The sequence below is a fragment of the Bacillus sp. Medicinal_06 genome (assembly GCF_056711665.1).
The window spans coordinates 69,584-87,988 of sequence record NZ_JBWYHD010000013.1; the positions used below are offsets into that span (position 1 = coordinate 69,584).

The following is an 18,405-nucleotide window of genomic DNA, read 5'->3' on the forward strand; positions in this document are numbered from 1 at the left end:
AATTACTACGAACGATACTCGTATAAACAGCCCAAAAACTGAAATACAGTTAATATAACACTAAATAAAAGCACAACTAGCATACTCATGTGTAAAGATGGATAAAAAATAGTAATTGCTCCCCAAACACTTATACTAAAATAGACAAATTGAACAATGACTCCTGTTGGTTTCAACCATATCCTTGTCTTATGTTTTGTGATTTTCACTAAAAAACCGATAATTGAAAATAAAGTTAATGCAAGAAATGCTAGCCATCTTCCATAAGTAATATCATAAGGTTCAATTTGACTTGGAAATATAAAATGTATGATACGAAATAATAGAATCCCAATGCCGATACAGATTATTAATGCGAGAAAGCATTCTATACTAGCCTTTAATAGAGAAGATAAAATTGGTTTTCTTTTCCCTATTACTTCTATCATTTCACTCAGTACACCCACTACAAATAACGCACAAAACCATATAAAGAAATAAAGAGGTGTTTCTAATTTCAATAATTCCGATATTGAATAGAATACCATTTTCCACATGTGTTCTTTCTCACCTTTTCTTATTCTTCTATATCTTCAAACTGTAAATTCGTAGGTTCTTCAGAAAGAGTCTCATAAAAATTTTCTGCTAGATCTGTCGAAGGCACCTTTTCATCAACTTCATCTAATCGAAAACTATCAGCCCATATACATCCTTCTCCTGATAATAAAACGCCAAATGCAATACCAAGCGCTTCTTCTTTTATATCTAAAACAACTGAATATGGTTGCCAATTTGTTGTATTTTTAATGGGGCGATTTTGCATATTATCCATTGCTAATGGTTCTGTATCTTTTCCATCTACACGCATCCACAGCCCTGCCCAATCTTTTACATTCTCACTTTTAATAAAAGCCGTTAGACGCAAACGCTTCCCTCTATATTTGTCCGCTTTAAACATTTGCATCAACATTGTAAACCCGCCATGTGTAACACCTTCTTTCGCTTGTATATAAGCTGATGCTCTTCCTTGATGAACAGTCTCATAATCTAATCCCATTTCGTATTCTGTAGGGTGACTTCCGCTTAATACCCATCCATTTGGTAATCCTTTTTGCATTGAAGTTCCCTCCCTTTCTATATAAAACGATTGAAAATATGTACGATATCTTTTGGGTGGCAAATGAAACATACGTTTAAATGCCCTTGTAAATGCTTCTTGTGAAGAGAAACCATATTGGATTGCAATATCAAGAACTGGCCTTTCTGTCATTACTAATGTTTGTGCCGCATGTGTTAACCTTCTTTTTCGAACATATTCCATAATGCTGATTCCAAGGTGACGTTGAAATATACGATGGAAATGGTACATGGATACTGCACAATAAGAAGCTACTCTTTCTGTCGTTAACTCTTCCTCTAAATGTTCTTCAATATAAATAATTGCTTTTTTTATCGCATCTCTATATTTTTCATACACTATGGTACCTCCTTACACTTCCAATTTACCATATAAAACCAAAATTTTTTTGATTTAAATTGCGAAGTATCCTCCATAGCACAAAGAAAATAATTTATTTCAAACACATACATAATTACATAAAAATGGGAAAAACTTATGTAGAAGGAAAGACACAATAAGGAGGAATATATAATGAGAATTCTACTTTCAATTCTTTTAACTCTTATGCTTGTGCCCGTAATGACAGCGTGTAACGCAAATAATCAGGACAATACAGCAACTGATAACAAGAAAACAACTGAAGAAACAAAGCAGGAAGCAACGCAAGATTTAAAGCTTAATTTTAATGAATTCAGTTTAGATACTGACTATCAAGATACGAAAAAAGATTATGAAGCAGACTACAAAAATAAAGCAAATGAAAAACAGATGGAAGCTAAAATTGAAGATCACAAAACAGATGCAAAGTTAACAGGTGATGAAGCTGTCACAAAACTAGGCCCTCTTCTTCAAAAATTAAAATTTGATAAGGATACTCCAGATCAAGAAGTAATTGATCAAGTGGTAGACGTATTCCAACTTGATAAAGACTACCAAAAATTTGATTTAGAAGTTGTTTTCTCAGATGGAACGAAGAAAGAGTATAAGAAGGAAGTAAAATAAAGAAGTAGGCGGTTGCCTACTTCTTTATTTTGCTTATTTTTTTCGCATGTCGTAAACTTGGTTCAGAAACAATCATGTACTCTAAACCAGATATCAAAAGGAGATTTACGATGGATCCTTTACTTATGGCTGTTATAGGATTACCGTTAACAATTTTCATATTAGTCATTATCGGCTTCTATAAATTATTTGTGAAAAAGAAAAATATAACCTCTTTCTATACCCCATTCGACAATATTACCGGTCAAACAATTTCAGAATTTCATGAGGAACAGAAGGTTTTAGTAGCTGAAGACGAAGACGGGGATGGGAAGAAGAAAAAATAACAGAAGAAACATAGTGAAATACCGTTAATCTTTGGGTGTAAAATGGCCAATGAAATTTTATCAGCGGTTTTTCAAATATATCGACCATTTCTCACAATATATCGGCGCAAATTCAAATATATCGGCGATTCGACAAGGGATATCGATCAACCGACAAAGAATGACAAAAAACAAGAGTCTTCCGGTTCTTATTTTCCAACATTCTAAAAAAATAACCTTGCTTACGCAAGGTTATTTTTGAAATTCTTTTTGAAAACGTTTATAGTACGTTGAAGCTGTTGAAAAGTGGACTTCGATATCACGAATTAATGATGAGTCTTCCTCTTTCGCTAATTTCTCTAACTTTTTTATTGCTTGTTCTGTTTCATCTAAGAAGCCAATATATAGCTTATGTTCTTGTTCTTTTGATTCCGGAACACGAATTTCTTTGCGAACATGATCAATATCTTCTAGCATACTTGTTGTTACTTTTTGTACATCTTCTTTAAACTTTGGGTGAACTAATGCTTTCCCGCCTTTTTCTTTTGCTTCTTCCCATAACTTCAGAGATTCATTTAACTCTTTATTCATTTTCTCATCATATTTCTTATGTACATCACGATATGCTTTCATATCTTCTGACTGAGCAGTTGACTGCTCTACTTTTTCTTTTGATTCTTTTACATCCTTGTTTCCATTACATCCTGCTAGAAGGAGCATACTTCCAAGCAAGGCAATACCCCATACTTTCTTCATCTCTTACTCTCCTTTTATCTACGTTTACTACTTATCTCCACTTGCTATTATAACGAGAACCATTCAAACTTTGCACTTATGATCCTACTTTTATACACATATCACCATTTTTGTCACAGTATCGTCACTTTATACGACCAGGATCTCCATAACTCCTTCCCCACATCTTATACAAATGTAAGCACACATAAAAAGCTGATCCAAAACAAATTTTGAATCAGCCCTTTTTCAGCATTCTTTATGCATTTATATTTTGCTTTTCTTGAAGTACTAGCTGCTTTTCACTACGCTTTACCATAAAGATATAACATAAAACTGCGCCCACTTCGCAAAGAGCAATCACAATACCCATAGGAAGTGCAGTGTTACTACCGCCAATCCCTACTAAAGGTGCAACAAGTGCTCCAGAAATAAATTGTAACAATCCAAGTAAAGCTGAAGCTGTTCCCGCAGCTTGTTTTTGATTTCTCATCGCGAGTGAAAACCCTGTTGTCGATACAACTCCAACACTTGATACGACAAGGAATAATGAGCATAAAACACCAATTAATCCGATTCCTAGTACAATCGTGAGAAATAAGGAAAGCCCACCAACAGCAGCAATTCCAATCCCTGTTACAAATAATGTTTTCTCACTCAGCTTCCCTGCTAAACGCCCGGTAATTTGGCTGGCAATAATAATACCAATACCATTGATAGCAAAGAATAAACTAAATGCTTGTGGTGTTGCTCCGTATATATTCTGCAGCACAAACGGTGATCCCGAAATATAAGCAAACATCGCCGCTGACACTAAACCTTGGGACAAAGCATATCCCATAAATAAACGATCTTTTAATAACTTTCCATATGTTGATAATGTTCCTGTCAGGCCGCCTGTTTCCCTCTCTTCAAGAGGTAATGTCTCACGCAATACAAAAGTAGCGGATACTAACATAAAGACACTTATTGCTCCAAGAACGATAAAGACTCCGCGCCATGATGTAAACTGCAATAACTGCCCTCCAATAATCGGCGCTAAAATCGGTGCTGCTCCGTTTACTAACATAAGCAGTGAGAAAAACTTCGTCATCTCAGACCCTGAGTACATATCACGTACCATCGCACGCGATATAACAATCCCAGCTGAACCTGAAGCTCCTTGTAAGAAACGTAAAAGAACTAAACTCCAAATAGATGGTGCAACAGCGCAAAGCAAAGAAGAGGCAACATAAATAATAAGAGCAATAATTAAAGGTTTGCGCCGTCCATAAATATCACTAATTGACCCAACAAATAATTGTCCAACTGAAAGTCCTAGTAAACAAGCTGTTAAAGTAAGTTGAGCGAGAGAAGCATTCGTTTGTAAATCATCCGTTAATTTTGGTAACGAAGGTAAATACATATCAATGGACAATGGTCCAATTGCTGTAAGTGTCCCTAATACAAGAATCATCCATAACCTGTTTACTTTTACAGGTTTATATACATCGTGATTAACTTCATTCACTTCCATCATTCATCCTTTCTAATATAAACTCCGAATTGTAACAATTATAGTTACAACATTAAATATACGTCAAGTATATCGTATTTTCCTAAGTAACGAAAAGAAAAAAGCGATAGAATCTCTATCGCTTTACTTTCTCAAGTTGCCATTTGTAAATTTAGATACAGAAGACATCGTTTCCCCTGTGTCTAAATATGTGATCTGAATTGGATCTCCCACTTCTGTAAACATAGCATACGGAAAGTCTTTTGCTGAAATCATAAATACTTTTTGCTCATTTTCTAGCAGTACAAATACAATTGTGTTTTCACCTAATTTTTCTTTATAGACGCGTTGTACAACGCCTTCTTTTTCTGCTTCTTTTCCACTAGAAGTTGGACGGAAGGGATCGCCATTTCCTGTTAACACACTTTTATATTTCTCAAGCGCTTCTTTTTGCGTTGAACCTGTCGCAAATACCTTGGCATTCGAAGCATAGATTACGGTATGAGCACGTACTAACCCTCCGTCATCAATCACAGGCACAATCCAAGACGGTTTGCCGTATACATTATAAATGACAGGCATTGTTCCATGCCATTTCTCTCTCTTAAAGGAATTATCCACCACTTCTGTAGCAGCTGAACCATCCATAATCCCTTTTACTTCTTTTCCATTATAGTAATAAAGCTTTCCAGTACGTGCATCCACTAAGGAGTAACCTAAAGCGGAATCGATACCTTCTTTTGGAGAAGTAAAATCTGTAAAGTAATACAATTTGCCGTCCTTCCCAAATATCGGTGTAACCCCTTCCTTCGTTCCCCATTCAGTTGGAATCTTTACATCACTTTGAGAAAATTTCGTGTTCCAAAAACCATGTATGAACTTACCGAAATACGTATTTAACGTTGATGCTGTTTCATGATTTAGAACGCCATCAATAAACTTAGGTGCTTGCTCTTTATCATATCTTTTCAAATCACCTGTTTGTGCATCCACAACTACAACGCCTTTTACTTCAAATCCAGATCGAACTGAAATAAATTCACCATATGTCATCGTATAGTACGGTTTTCCTTTATCATCCACTTCAAATTTCGGTTTCCCTTTGAAGATAAGGTTTGGTTCTGCCTTTCGAACAACACGTTCCAATTTATTACCGAAAAACATACTTGGTACATATTTCATTTTATAACCGAGGTGTAATTTCGCTTCCGCATCAGGATTTGTACCTGACATCGTCACATAACCTGGAATTGTTTCAGCCTTACGCGCCTTAAATAATCCAGAAACTTCAATTGGAGCTACATATAATGCTTCTCCCTTCACCATTTGCGGTGTAAGCTCCCCTAATTCAAAATACGCGACTTTTGGAATATCCCCAAATACCTTTTTCATCTTATTTTCTGCCGTTTTCGGAGGAACAGTAAACGGTTGTTCATTTTCAGTAAATGGCTCTGAAATATCCTTTTCTACTTTCACAACAGAATCATATTTATTTTGCGAGATTACCATATCATGCAAGTAACCAAAATAGCCGTAAGATACAAGTAAAGCAAGCATCGCTATTGCTTTTAACTTCACTTCTAATCTTCCTTTTTTCTCTTGAGAAACGAGGCCTACTCCAATTAATACTGCAATTACAACTGAATAATGCGTAAGAATCGAGTCCACACGGTTATCGATTAACCAGAAATATTCATAGATTGCAATACCAATCCAAAGCAGGAGCGGAATAACTAAAATCGGTACTTTCTTTTTCTTTATAGCTTTCTCAATCGGTGCTTTCTTTTTTTTTATAGCTTTCCCAATCGGTGCCTTCTTTTTCTTTACAACTTTCTCAGATTCTTCTTTATCCACTGTACGAAGTGCCTTACCACTCCTTGTCCATGGAATCAAAAACAACGTGAGAATAGCTAAAACTAAAAATTTAATCAAAGGCAATATCTCCTTTTATTGTGTTTTATATTTCATCATACCGAATAAGGTTTAATGAGGTGAAAATGGGAAAACGAAACATTTTTATGATAAGATTAGAAATGGATACCTGAAAAGAAAGGAGTAATCATGGAAACAAATACAGCATTAAACGATGATCTTACCAAAAAACCGTCTATATTCAGCATGATCACTTCACCTACACTACAATTCCAAAGGATGCGTACACAAAAGCCCATTCTCCTACCATTATTCATTATTTTACTTTTAACAATTATTACGAGCGCTCTTATCTCATATGTCACACTAAATAATCCTGCAATAAAACAAATGAATAGTAATTCTACTTTTCAAACCCCTACTCATATTACTTTCTTAACTACTTTCGGCTTTGCTGCAGTTAGCGGCATTATATCCATGTTTTGCGCTCCTATCCTCTATAAAAACATCATGATCTTTTTTGGAGTCGACACAACTTATAAAGAATTACTTTGCGTTACGCTCTATTCCGTATTCATTATGAAACTCGGTATATTAGTAAATGGGACTATCGCTGTTTTACTAGGAGATTATCAAATTTCCTATACGAGTTTAGCCCCCTTACTAACCGACAACCTCATCTTACATACTATGGCACAAAGAGTAGATATGTTCGCCATTTGGTACTATATCGTTTTAGGTATTGGGTTATATATTGTAACGGGATTACATAGAAAGAAAGTTACGGTACTTGTGATTTTGTTATTTATCATTACAACTGCTTTAATGAGTATAGGTGGGATTATGCAGGGGATTACACAGATGCATTAACCTAAAATATTAACAATAAGGATCGTAAAACCCACTCTTTTTAAGAATAGGTTTTACGATCCTCTTTTTCATCCACATATTTTATAATTTTCCTCGTGCCCAATCTACAATTCTTTTTATATCTTCAGGTTTCGTCCACCAATTAAATATGCAATCATTGTTCCGATTGGGCCAGCTTGATTAATCGTGTATCCCGAACTTAGAAAAAGCCCCGTCCCATTAATGGGGTTCACTTTAACCAGTTCAGCGCTCTTCAACGAAAGCGCCCGATAGTTGAAGAATGAAATTAAAATTTTCCCCTAGGCGATCCGTTCTCAAATTCAAATTTAGCTGCCTGTGCAAAATTTAGACCCTTAGCGAACCACGAAAGCCCCTGGCAGCATAATAGGATTCTGCTCCATTGTGATAAACGAAAACGTGCCCGAAGCGGCAATCGCAAAAAAGGGCACCGCCAAGTTCTCTAATATCAGAGGGCGTTTGTACCCAACTCGAAGTTTTCATATCGAAATTCCCAAGTTTTTGCAACGCCCGATATTGTTCTTCCGTTAATAGTTCAATGCCCATGGCAGTTGCCATATCAATAGCATTATTTTCTGGTTTATGTTTTTTTCTTGATTCTAGCCCTTCACGATCATAACAAAGGCTTCTGCGACCTTTAGGACTTTCCGCTGAACAATCATAAAAAATATATTCATCCTTCTCTTCATCATGACCAACAACATCCGGTTCACCGCCAGTTACTTCCATTTCGTTGAGCGACCACATTTTTTCAGTATTAGCATCCAGCTTTGCTTGGACTTTAGTCCATTCAAGACTTTTATGACGGTTCATGTTTTTCTCAAAACGGACTTTCAATGCTCTGATTAATTCTTCACGCTTTTCTACTGGCAACTCATTTCTATTCTCTGGCATATTAGTCTCCTCCTTTAAGTATATGTTTTATAATAAATCGTCTAAATAATTATGTGAACTCAGTTTACAATAAATTATATAATTTATTAAATCTATTTTTCAACAGTCTGACCATTTAACGAAATAACTTATTGTCACTCAACAGTTCCTTAATCGATCTTTCAATTCCAGATGTTCTTTTTCTTTTCGACATAAAAATACCCCTTTAGATAATCATATCTAAAGGGGTAAAACGGTGCAACTTTATTTCAAATCTACATAAACTAGTTACTCTACCAATCTCCTACTCAACAGTAACAGACTTAGCTAAGTTACGTGGCTTATCAACATCACACTCACGGTGAAGCGCTGCGTAGTATGAGATAAGTTGTAATGGAATAACTGCTACAAGCGGTGCCAATGCTTCGTGTACAGCTGGTAGTACGAAGCTATCACCTTCCATTTCTAAGCCTTTCATTGAGATGATACATGGGTTTGCTCCGCGTGCTACTACTTCTTTCACGTTGCCGCGAATTCCAAGGTTCACGTGCTCTTGCGTAGCAAGTGCGATAACTGGTGTACCTTTTTCGATTAGCGCGATTGTACCATGTTTTAATTCTCCACCAGCAAATCCCTCTGCTTGGATGTAAGAGATTTCTTTTAGCTTTAACGCACCCTCTAAACCTACGTAGAAGTCTACGCTACGTCCGATAAAGAAACAGTTGCGAGTTGTTGCTAAAAATTGTTTTGCTAGTGCATCCATTTCTTCTTTTTGATCACAAAGTACTACCATTGCATTCGCTACAAGACCTAATTCGTGTGTTAAGTCAAAATCAAGAACTTCACCTTTTGCTTTTGCAATGTCAGCTGCTAAGATTGAAAGCACTGCAAGCTGAGCTGTGTAAGCTTTTGTAGAAGCAACTGCAATTTCTGGTCCTGCATATAAAGGTAATGTGTAATCTGCTTCACGAGAAAGCGTAGAACCTGGTACGTTTGTAATTGTTAATGCTTTATGACCCATTTCATTTGTCTGTACAAGTACTGCACGGCTATCTGCAGTTTCACCACTTTGTGAAATGTAAATGAAGAATGGTCTTTCTGTTAATAATGGCATATTGTAAGAGAATTCACTTGCTACGTGTACTTCTACAGGTACTTTTGCAAACTTCTCAATGAATTGCTTTCCAACAAGTCCTGCATGATAACTTGTTCCACATGCAATAATATAAATACGATCGCTATCTAAAATCGCATTACGAATGTCTGCATCTAATTCAATTTCGCCATTTTCATTTTGATATTTTTGAATGATATTACGGATTACAAGTGGTTGCTCATCAATTTCTTTTAGCATGAAATGAGGATACGTTCCTTTTTCAATATCACTTGCATCTAATTCCGCTGTAAAAGGTGCACGCTCGATTGTTTCACCTTGTAAGTTTTTAATTGTAATACTTTCTTGTGTTACGATTACCATTTCTTTATCCATTAACTCGATAAATTGATCTGTAACTTGTAACATCGCCATTGCGTCGCTCGCAACAACATTAAAGTTGTCACCAACACCTACTAATAGCGGGCTTTTGTTTTTAGCAACATAAATCATGTTTGGATTTTCAGCATCAAGTAATCCAATTGCATAAGAACCATGTAAAATGGATAACGTTTTACGGAATGCGTCTTCTACACTTAGTCCCGTGCTTACTTGCTGTTCCATAAGCTGCACGATAACTTCTGTATCAGTTTCACTTACAAACGTTACATCTTGAAGATATTCTTTTTTCACTAATTCATAGTTTTCAATTACACCATTATGAACTAGCGTAAAGCGTTTTGATGTACTTTGATGCGGATGTGCGTTTACTCTACTTGGAACACCATGTGTAGCCCAGCGTGTGTGACCGATTCCCACGCTTGCCGCTACGCTCTCGTCTACGATTTCACGAAGTTTTGCAATACGGCCCTTTTCTTTATATACAACAACACCGTTCTCTGCTTGTACTGCAATACCCGCTGAATCATATCCGCGGTACTCTAGCTTTTCTAAACCTTTTAATAAAATTTCCTTTGCATCCTGATCTCCAATAAATCCTACGATTCCACACATGTTTAGTCGCCGTTACAAATGCTTACATTGCTCTGCGAACATGTAACGACATAGTCCGATCCCATTATTTACATATAAAAAACGGATTACATATTGCTAGCCCTGCAAATCTGTAACGGCTTTCACCTTCCTCTCAATTGGTTTCAGTCCGTATATACTTATACAGCTAGTATTGATCCGTTCCTTTTCTCTCATCACACCTTTACCTTTGTCCACCGAGTCACCCCTGTGATTTAAGTAAAAGCTTTCGGTTGTGATGAACAACCGGGAGTCATCCGCCGAAATCTCGATAAAACTCCTCCTCGTCAACTACACAACTTGTAGTTCTGGCGCTTTCATAATTCATATATTTTCTTTGAGAAAAAGAACAAGACAATCTTATAACAAACAACATAAACCGTCAATGAAAATTTTTCATTGTCTATAAAACATATGAAAAAGGAGCACGCTTTGTGCTCCTTTTTTGTATAGAATCAACGAATTATTCAGCGCCAACTTCAGCTTTCACAACTTCTACAATACGATGTACATATCCATCACAAATCTCTTGTGTTGGTGCTTCTGCCATTACACGAATAAGTGGTTCTGTTCCAGAAGGACGAACAAGGATACGACCATCTCCGTTCATTTCTTCTTCTACTACACGGATGATTTCTTTAATTTTTTCATTTTCTAATGCTAATTTTTTGTCTGTTACACGAACGTTCACTAATAATTGTGGGAACTTTGTCATTTCACTTGCAAGCTCAGACAATGGTTTTTTCGTCATTTTCATAATGTTTACAAGCTGAAGTGCACTTAACATTCCATCTCCAGTTGTAATGTAATCAAGTAAGATAATATGACCAGATTGTTCACCACCAAGGTTATAACCGCCGCGTTTCATTTCTTCCATTACATAGCGATCACCAACTGCTGTTTTATCACTTGTAATACCGTTTGCTTCAAGCGCTTTATAGAAACCTAAGTTACTCATAACTGTTGAAACAACTGTGTTATGTTTTAGCTGACCGGTTTCTTTCATGTACTTCGCACAAATATACATAATTTGATCGCCATCAACGATGTTTCCTTTTTCATCTACTGCAATTAAGCGGTCTCCATCACCATCGAATGCAAGTCCAATATCTGCACCTTTTTCTTTTACTAGTTCTGCTAGACCTTCTGGATGCGTAGAACCAACACCATCATTAATGTTCATACCGTTTGGTGAAGTTCCCATTGTAGAAATATCAGCTTCTAAATCTGCAAATAAATATGGTGCTAAAGAAGACGTTGCCCCATGTGCACAATCTAAAGCAATATGTAAGCCTGAAAAATCTTCTTCTACAGTTTGTTTAATGTATTGTAAGTATTTTTGTCCACCTTCAAAGTAATCGTTCACTTGTCCAAGTTCTGTTCCTGTTGGACGTGGTAATTCATCTACTGCTTTATCTAATAAAGCCTCAATTTCTGCTTCTTGCTCATCAGTTAGTTTAAATCCATCTGAACCGAAGAATTTAATTCCGTTATCTTGTACTGGGTTATGAGATGCTGAAATCATAACACCTGCTTGTGCATCTAGTGCTTTTGTTAAATAAGCAACTCCAGGAGTTGAAATAACGCCAAGGCGCATAACTTCTGCTCCAGTTGATAATAGGCCTGCTACTAACGCACCTTCTAACATATGACCAGATACACGTGTGTCACGACCAATAATAACTTTTGGACGATCTGTATCTTTTGTTAATACATATCCTCCAAAACGCCCAATTTTAAACGCTAATTCTGGCGTCAATTCCTCATTCGCGACACCGCGCACACCATCTGTACCAAAATATTTACCCATTGCTATTCGCTCCTTTTTCTTGCTCTTTTTGTTTTTGAGTTTCCTCTTGTTTTTCTTCATTCTCTTTTTCAGGTTCTTTGTTTTGATCTTCTTCTTTTGGTTTTTCTGTCTCAGTCTCTTTATCTTTTTGTGAATCTGGTTGCTCTGGCTTACCTTGTACTTCTTGATCTGGTTTTTCTTTCTTTACAAGAGTTACCTTCGCATTTTTTTGTTTTGCTTCTATTGAAACACCATTAGGACCACTAACCTGAATTGGAATATCATGCGTACCAGAAGATATATTTTGTAGATTAATTGCCGCTGTTATTTGTGCTGCTGTTATTTTATCTACTATACTTGCTTCCCCTGAAATATCAACGCTTATCTTTCCATTCTGCGGGGAAAGTAGTTGTAAAGTGAATTCATCTGATAGTCCATTTTTTTGTATAGAAATGCCGTCGATTGTCTTATGCTTTGTACTTTTTTGCTTTTGCACTTCGACAGAAACCTTGACTTGGCTGGGACTTACATTTGTTACACCTTTCGGTAATAAAACAGAGGCATCGAATGTTGTAGACTCCGTAATTTTACTAAGATCTACTTCGACGCCCTCCAAGGACTTTATATTATCCAAAACATCTTTGGGACCCGCTATTGTCACCTCATTTGGCTCGATACTGATATTTGTAACAGCTAGCCCTTCCGGTGCATTTCCTTTTTTTGCATAAGTTAATGGAACTGTTTTCTCAATATTATTTGTCGCAGTTGAATTTGAAACTGGGATTGTAACATTTACTTTAGACGGTGTTGCTTGTAAGTCTAACTTCCGTCCGTCCTCATCATACAATACAATTTCAGCTGTCTTTGTGACTGTTTTTGTTATCCCCTTCAAATCAATATACGCTCTCACAAGCGCAACTTTTGCTAGTTCCTCTGCTGTACCGGTAACTTCAACAGTCCCTGGTTTAATAGTTGGATTAGCCCCCATACTACCACCCGGCATTTGATTCTCATTTGAATACTTCACTTCCACAGGAAATGATTTTTTTACCTTATTTTGAATCGTAACTTTAACTTTCTCTGGTTGAACTGTTGCTTTTAAATTGTTTTCCATCCCGGTATATTTTAAAGGAACGTCATATGTTCCAGTGGAGTACCCACGTAAATCTAAAGATACACCAAACTCGCGTTGTGACCTTGCTGCAGTAATCACGTTTTTGGGTCCTTCCAATTTTATTTTTACATACTTGGGGATGCCGCTTACAATATATTTATCTTCATCGTAGTTTACTGCTACTACAATGTTAGACACTGTTTCAGTTATATCACCTGTTGGAAACGGTGATGTATTCTTATTCCCTGTTGTACTTTTGTCTGACAAATTCGTTGACATGTAAAGCATGAACGCCAATAGTAATGAAATTCCTTTTAAAAACCAGTGGTTCTCCATTAACTTATCCATGACGCTTTCTCCTCCAATTCCAATTCCATAAAGATGAAGAAGTTGTTTTCATATTTCCACTAAACTCTGCTAAAAGCATTTCTTTCAGCTGTTCGACTTTTAAATCACGATGTAATTCTCCATTTTTAGTTAAAGAAATTTGGCCAGTTTCTTCTGATACAACTACTGTAATGCTATCAGTAACTTCACTAACTCCCATCGCAGCCCGGTGGCGCGTTCCTAATTCTTTTGATATGAACGGGCTTTCCGATAATGGCAAGTAACAAGCTGCTGCTTTAATCGTATTTCCTTGCATAATAACTGCTCCATCATGAAGTGGCGTATTTGGGATAAAGATATTAATGAGAAGTTCTGATGAGACATTCGCATTTAAAGGAATTCCGGTTTCCACATAATCTCCCATTCCAGTTTCTCTAGATAACGTAATAAGCGCACCAATACGTCGTTTACCCATATATTCAGTTGCCTTTGCCACTGCATTCGCAACGATTTCATATTCTTCTTCTTCCTGACCAATCGCACGGGAGAACAAGCTCCCTCTTCCTAATTGTTCAAGCGCTCGTCTAAGCTCTGGTTGGAAAATAATAATCACGGCTAAAAATCCCCATGTCAAAGCTTGGTCTGTAAGCCACTGTAATGTATGCAATTCAAATAAATAACTTAATATACGAACGATAATAATAACTGTAATCCCTTTCAAAAGTTGGACAGCTTTTGTACCTCGGATTACAAGAATTAGCTTATATATAACAAACCACACAACGGCGATATCTAATATCGTACTGAGATATTTCAAAAGGTTCATATCTCCAAAAGGCATGCTAACCCTTCCTCCTACTTATGAGCAATTTTATCCATATACTGAAATATTATTATTCTGCTCTATCTGTATGTATTTACAACAACTAGTTAATTATACCATACATGAAAGAAACGACAATTACAAACGATGTTACCATCTTGGTGGAAATTGGTAAGATGTCGAACTTTCTTTTACATAACGGTATAATATAACTCACTATTATACTCTCATTTTAAAATAAAAAAAGCAGCATTTCAGCTGCTTTTCTTACATTTACTTTAGTTTTTCACCGAATAAAGAACCCATTAAAGCTACTGCCGTTGTTGCCGTTCTATTTTTCTCATCTAGAATTGGATTTACTTCAACAAACTCAGCAGATGTAATAATATCAGCCTCCGCTAACATTTCCATCGCTAAGTGGCTTTCACGATACGATAGTCCACCAGTTACAGGTGTTCCAACTCCTGGCGCATCATGTGGATCAAGTCCATCTAAATCTAATGATAAATGAACACCATCTGTATGAGATAAATAAGCAATTGTTTCTTCCATAACAGCAGTCATACCCATACGATCAATTTCATGCATTGTAAACACTTTAATTCCTTCATTACGAATGAAGTCTTTTTCCCCTTCATCCAATGCACGTGCACCGATAATAACAACGTTTTCCTTTTTAATCTTCGGATACGCTTCATATAAATTAACGAGTGAAGAATGTCCATAACCTAAACTTGCTGCAAGTGACATGCCATGAATGTTACCAGACGGTGATGTCTCTTCCGTATTTAAATCCCCATGTGCATCGTACCAAATAACCCCTAAATTTTTATAGTGCTTTGCCACTCCTGCAAGTGTCCCAATAGCAATACTATGGTCTCCACCTAGTACCAGTGGAAAACGACCTTTTTCTATAATATGATCAACCTTACTTGCTAATTCATCGCAAACATTTGCAACTTGTGTAAGGTTTCTTAATTTTGTATTTTCATCTATCTCCTGTTCTCTTTCAATACATAGGTCTCCGATATCTTCTACGTCATACTCAATATTTTGAATTCTTTCAATTATTCCCGCATAACGAATTGCACTTGGCCCCATATCAACCCCGCGACGCATTTGTCCTAAGTCCATTGGAACTCCAACGATTGAAATTTCTTTCTTCATAGATAGTCTCCCCCTTTTATGCCTTCACTAAATATTTTAAATCTTTTATATAGTCTGACTCAACTCGACATTTTTTTGTATGTATATACACTCTATTCACTCATATTTATGTGAAAGTCTACATTTTGAATCTATTCTATGCATAAAATGAACCATTTCTAAGAAAATTTCATTACGCATGTATGTATTCATAATTGAAAATAAAAAAACGCCTCCTATATTAGAGACGTTTTTCTGATGCTATTTTCCATACAGATGCGATATTTCGTGCGGTTATTTCAATATTTTCCTTCGCTGCTATATAAGCTTCTTCTAGTGTCATTGGGCTTGATGTGGCACTAAACACAGCATCTATTCCTTCTTTATAAACTAAAATATGATTAGATAGTACAGAACCTCCAATAGCTATAACAGGTATATGAAATTGCTTTGCACGCCTAGCAACCCCAACTGGAGCTTTTCCATAAGCTGTTTGTACATCTATTCTTCCTTCGCCTGTAAGAACAAGATCGGCTTCTTTTATATGTTCATCAAAATTTGTATAATCCAATACAATTTCAATTCCTTTTCTTAATTTCCCTTGTAGTACAGCAACAACTGCTGCACCTAATCCCCCCGCTGCTCCTGCACCTGAAATCTTTTCTACATCAATATGTAACTGCTGTTTTAATAAATGAGCATAATGCTTTAAATTATCATCTAACTGTACAATCATCTCTCTACTAGCACCCTTTTGTTTTGCAAATACAAAAGATGCTCCTTTTTGTCCTGTTAAAGGATTATCCACATCACATGCTGCTTCTATTTTTACATGCTCTAAACGAGAATCCAATTTCGCTAAATCGAAAGAATCAATTGAATGTAAATTTCCACCGACAGGTTCTATTACTTGTCCATCTTTCTTTAAAAACTTTACACCTAGGGCAGAGAGCATGCCAGTCCCCCCATCGTTCGTAGCACTTCCTCCAAGCCCTAAAATGATGTGCTGTACGCCTTTGTCCAGCGCATCTAATATAAGCTCTCCTGTTCCTTTTGTTGTTGTGATGAGAGGATTTCTCTTTGCAACTGGAACATGATGTAATCCAGATGCTGCTGCCATTTCAATAAATGCCGTTCTTTCATCCCTCGAAATGCCGTAAAATGCCTCTACAAGCCCTCCAAGTGGGCCTGTTACATAAAGTGAAATAATCTTTCCACCCGTAGCATCAACAAGGGACTGGACAGTACCTTCTCCTCCGTCTCCGATTGGGACTTTTACATACTCAGCTTCAGGAAAGATTTTAGTAAATCCCTTTTCAATAGCCTTACATACTTCTATCGCTCGTAAGCTTTCTTTATATGAATCAGATGCAATAACAATTTTCAACACTCATCCCTCCATTCTCCGTATCCAAACACGCTTTAATTCGAACCTTATATTTCACTCTATCTTTCTATTGTAAACGAAATGAATGGAAACTTGTCCTTATTAAGCAGGATAAACAAAAAACCTTACATCTTTCGATGTAAGGTTTTTTCTAATTTATAATGGAGCCTAGCGGGATCGAACCGCTGACCTCCTGCGTGCAAGGCAGGCGCTCTCCCAGCTGAGCTAAGGCCCCGAAGTAACAAAGCGGAAGACGGGATTCGAACCCGCGACCCCAACCTTGGCAAGGTTGTATTCTACCACTGAACTACTTCCGCGAAAATGGTGAGCCATGAAGGACTCGAACCTTCGACCCTCTGATTAAAAGTCAGATGCTCTACCAACTGAGCTAATGGCTCGTAAATGGCTGGGCTAGCTGGATTCGAACCAGCGCATGACGGAGTCAAAGTCCGTTGCCTTACCGCTTGGCTATAGCCCATCAATATTTACTAGTATGCTTGTCTTTTCAAAAAAATAAACCTTTATCAGGTTGATTTTTAAAAATGGTGGAGGGGGGCAGATTCGAACTGCCGAACCCGAAGGAGCGGATTTACAGTCCGCCGCGTTTAGCCACTTCGCTACCCCTCCGACATGATAAGTTATATGGTGGAGGATGACGGGATCGAACCGCCGACCCCCTGCTTGTAAGGCAGGTGCTCTCCCAGCTGAGCTAATCCTCCAAAAGTGGTGACCCGTACGGGATTCGAACCCGTGTTACCGCCGTGAAAGGGCGGTGTCTTAACCACTTGACCAACGGGCCAAAAAGTTGTAATACCGTTCGCAAGCTTCCAACCGGGCTTGAACCGGTGACCTCTTCCTTACCATGGAAGTGCTCTACCAGCTGAGCTATGGAAGCATAATGGCTCCGCAGGTAGGACTCGAACCTACGACCGATCGGTTAACAGCCGATAGCTCTACCACTGAGCTACTGCGGAATAATGCAAGCCTGGCAACGTCCTACTCTCACAGGGACAAGGTCCCAACTACCATCGGCGCTAGAGAGCTTAACTTCCGTGTTCGGTATGGGAACGGGTGTGACCTCTCTGCCATCATTACCAGACTTTTATTATTATACACATTCTTTTCAGAATGTCAACAGGAATTTTAAATATATATTCCTTCAAAACTAGATAACATTTGTATTCATATTATATGGTTAAGTCCTCGATCTATTAGTATTCGTCAGCTCCACATGTCACCATGCTTCCACCTCGAACCTATCAACCTGATCATCTTTCAGGGATCTTACTAACTTACGTTATGGGAAATCTCATCTTGAGGGGGGCTTCATGCTTAGATGCTTTCAGCACTTATCCCTTCCGCACATAGCTACCCAGCTATGCCCTTGGCAGAACAACTGGTACACCAGCGGTGCGTCCATCCCGG

General features: G+C 37.3%; 15 protein-coding genes, 9 tRNA genes, 2 rRNA genes and 2 pseudogenes. 3 read left to right on the top strand and 25 right to left on the bottom strand.

Annotated elements, in window-relative coordinates; genetic code table 11:
- Positions 1 to 5: 5 nt before the first annotated feature.
- On the bottom strand, positions 6 to 536 hold the full coding sequence (locus AC1M36_RS23490) for a DUF5823 family protein (RefSeq protein ID WP_336453779.1): 531 nt from the start codon (positions 534 to 536) through the stop codon (positions 6 to 8).
- Between the two features lie 20 nt (positions 537 to 556).
- Positions 557 to 1,456 (bottom strand): helix-turn-helix transcriptional regulator, encoded by a 900-nt coding sequence (locus AC1M36_RS23495; protein WP_336453780.1) that lies wholly within the window; start codon positions 1,454 to 1,456, stop codon positions 557 to 559.
- A gap of 174 nt (positions 1,457 to 1,630) precedes the next feature.
- Here AC1M36_RS23495 and AC1M36_RS23500 point away from each other — a divergent pair, with 174 nt between their 5' ends.
- Both AC1M36_RS23500 and AC1M36_RS23505 read left to right on the top strand, forming a co-directional pair.
- Entirely contained in the window at positions 1,631 to 2,101 is a 471-nt protein-coding gene (locus AC1M36_RS23500) for a YusW family protein (protein WP_336453781.1), read from the top strand.
- 110 nt (positions 2,102 to 2,211) lie between these two features.
- Positions 2,212 to 2,427: a DUF3951 domain-containing protein gene (locus tag AC1M36_RS23505; protein ID WP_336453782.1), complete on the top strand. Its 216-nt coding sequence runs from the start codon at positions 2,212 to 2,214 to the stop codon at positions 2,425 to 2,427.
- A 231-nt stretch (positions 2,428 to 2,658) separates the two neighbouring features.
- On the opposite strand, the gene AC1M36_RS23510 is transcribed toward AC1M36_RS23505, so the two are convergent.
- From AC1M36_RS23510 to AC1M36_RS23520, 3 genes are all read right to left on the bottom strand, one after another.
- Positions 2,659 to 3,162 (bottom strand): hypothetical protein, encoded by a 504-nt coding sequence (locus tag AC1M36_RS23510; protein WP_336453784.1) that lies wholly within the window; start codon positions 3,160 to 3,162, stop codon positions 2,659 to 2,661.
- A gap of 238 nt (positions 3,163 to 3,400) precedes the next feature.
- On the bottom strand, positions 3,401 to 4,660 hold the full coding sequence (locus tag AC1M36_RS23515) for a multidrug effflux MFS transporter (RefSeq protein ID WP_479846241.1): 1,260 nt from the start codon (positions 4,658 to 4,660) through the stop codon (positions 3,401 to 3,403).
- 120 nt (positions 4,661 to 4,780) lie between these two features.
- Positions 4,781 to 6,565, bottom strand: coding sequence for a DUF3981 domain-containing protein (locus AC1M36_RS23520; RefSeq protein WP_479846243.1), 1,785 nt, complete (start codon positions 6,563 to 6,565; stop codon positions 4,781 to 4,783).
- 132 nt (positions 6,566 to 6,697) lie between these two features.
- Here AC1M36_RS23520 and yknW point away from each other — a divergent pair, with 132 nt between their 5' ends.
- Positions 6,698 to 7,378, top strand: coding sequence for a YknW family membrane protein (gene yknW / locus AC1M36_RS23525; RefSeq protein ID WP_336453786.1), 681 nt, complete (start codon positions 6,698 to 6,700; stop codon positions 7,376 to 7,378).
- A gap of 134 nt (positions 7,379 to 7,512) precedes the next feature.
- Here yknW and AC1M36_RS23530 read toward each other — a convergent pair.
- From AC1M36_RS23530 to AC1M36_RS23625, 20 genes and pseudogenes are all read right to left on the bottom strand, one after another.
- Positions 7,513 to 7,635: pseudogene (locus AC1M36_RS23530) on the bottom strand (hypothetical protein); the annotation flags it as partial.
- 88 nt (positions 7,636 to 7,723) lie between these two features.
- Positions 7,724 to 8,290, bottom strand: coding sequence for a DUF4256 domain-containing protein (locus AC1M36_RS23535; RefSeq protein WP_336453787.1), 567 nt, complete (start codon positions 8,288 to 8,290; stop codon positions 7,724 to 7,726).
- 283 nt (positions 8,291 to 8,573) lie between these two features.
- A complete protein-coding gene (gene glmS / locus AC1M36_RS23540; RefSeq protein ID WP_336453788.1) occupies positions 8,574 to 10,376 on the bottom strand; it encodes a glutamine--fructose-6-phosphate transaminase (isomerizing) in 1,803 nt (600 codons plus the stop codon).
- A gap of 12 nt (positions 10,377 to 10,388) precedes the next feature.
- Positions 10,389 to 10,571, bottom strand: a pseudogene (locus AC1M36_RS23545) (hypothetical protein).
- A gap of 286 nt (positions 10,572 to 10,857) precedes the next feature.
- A complete protein-coding gene (gene glmM, locus AC1M36_RS23550; protein WP_336453789.1) occupies positions 10,858 to 12,204 on the bottom strand; it encodes a phosphoglucosamine mutase in 1,347 nt (448 codons plus the stop codon).
- A complete protein-coding gene (locus AC1M36_RS23555) occupies positions 12,197 to 13,645 on the bottom strand; it encodes a CdaR family protein (RefSeq protein ID WP_336453790.1) in 1,449 nt (482 codons plus the stop codon). Before AC1M36_RS23555 ends, glmM begins: the two co-directional genes overlap by 8 nt.
- Positions 13,638 to 14,465, bottom strand: coding sequence for a diadenylate cyclase CdaA (gene cdaA, locus AC1M36_RS23560; protein WP_336453791.1), 828 nt, complete (start codon positions 14,463 to 14,465; stop codon positions 13,638 to 13,640). The genes AC1M36_RS23555 and cdaA overlap by 8 nt, the downstream gene beginning before the upstream one ends.
- 255 nt (positions 14,466 to 14,720) lie before the next feature.
- On the bottom strand, positions 14,721 to 15,614 hold the full coding sequence (gene rocF, locus AC1M36_RS23565) for an arginase (RefSeq protein WP_336453792.1): 894 nt from the start codon (positions 15,612 to 15,614) through the stop codon (positions 14,721 to 14,723).
- A gap of 220 nt (positions 15,615 to 15,834) precedes the next feature.
- Positions 15,835 to 16,980, bottom strand: coding sequence for a glycerate kinase (locus AC1M36_RS23570; protein WP_479846242.1), 1,146 nt, complete (start codon positions 16,978 to 16,980; stop codon positions 15,835 to 15,837).
- A 162-nt stretch (positions 16,981 to 17,142) separates the two neighbouring features.
- Positions 17,143 to 17,215, bottom strand: a tRNA-Ala gene (locus tag AC1M36_RS23575).
- Between the two features lie 10 nt (positions 17,216 to 17,225).
- Positions 17,226 to 17,297, bottom strand: a tRNA-Gly gene (locus AC1M36_RS23580).
- 5 nt (positions 17,298 to 17,302) lie between these two features.
- Positions 17,303 to 17,378: transfer RNA gene (locus tag AC1M36_RS23585), tRNA-Lys, on the bottom strand.
- Between the two features lie 5 nt (positions 17,379 to 17,383).
- A tRNA-Gln gene (locus AC1M36_RS23590) sits at positions 17,384 to 17,458 on the bottom strand.
- Positions 17,459 to 17,523: 65 nt separating this feature from the next.
- Positions 17,524 to 17,607, bottom strand: a tRNA-Tyr gene (locus AC1M36_RS23595).
- Positions 17,608 to 17,623: 16 nt separating this feature from the next.
- Positions 17,624 to 17,699: transfer RNA gene (locus AC1M36_RS23600), tRNA-Val, on the bottom strand.
- 5 nt (positions 17,700 to 17,704) lie between these two features.
- Positions 17,705 to 17,779 (bottom strand) — tRNA-Glu (locus AC1M36_RS23605).
- Between the two features lie 23 nt (positions 17,780 to 17,802).
- A tRNA-Thr gene (locus AC1M36_RS23610) sits at positions 17,803 to 17,875 on the bottom strand.
- 4 nt (positions 17,876 to 17,879) lie between these two features.
- Positions 17,880 to 17,954, bottom strand: a tRNA-Asn gene (locus tag AC1M36_RS23615).
- Positions 17,955 to 17,963: 9 nt separating this feature from the next.
- Positions 17,964 to 18,079: ribosomal RNA gene (rrf, locus tag AC1M36_RS23620) — 5S ribosomal RNA — on the bottom strand.
- Positions 18,080 to 18,171: 92 nt separating this feature from the next.
- Positions 18,172 to 18,405, bottom strand: a 23S ribosomal RNA gene (locus AC1M36_RS23625); the annotation flags it as partial.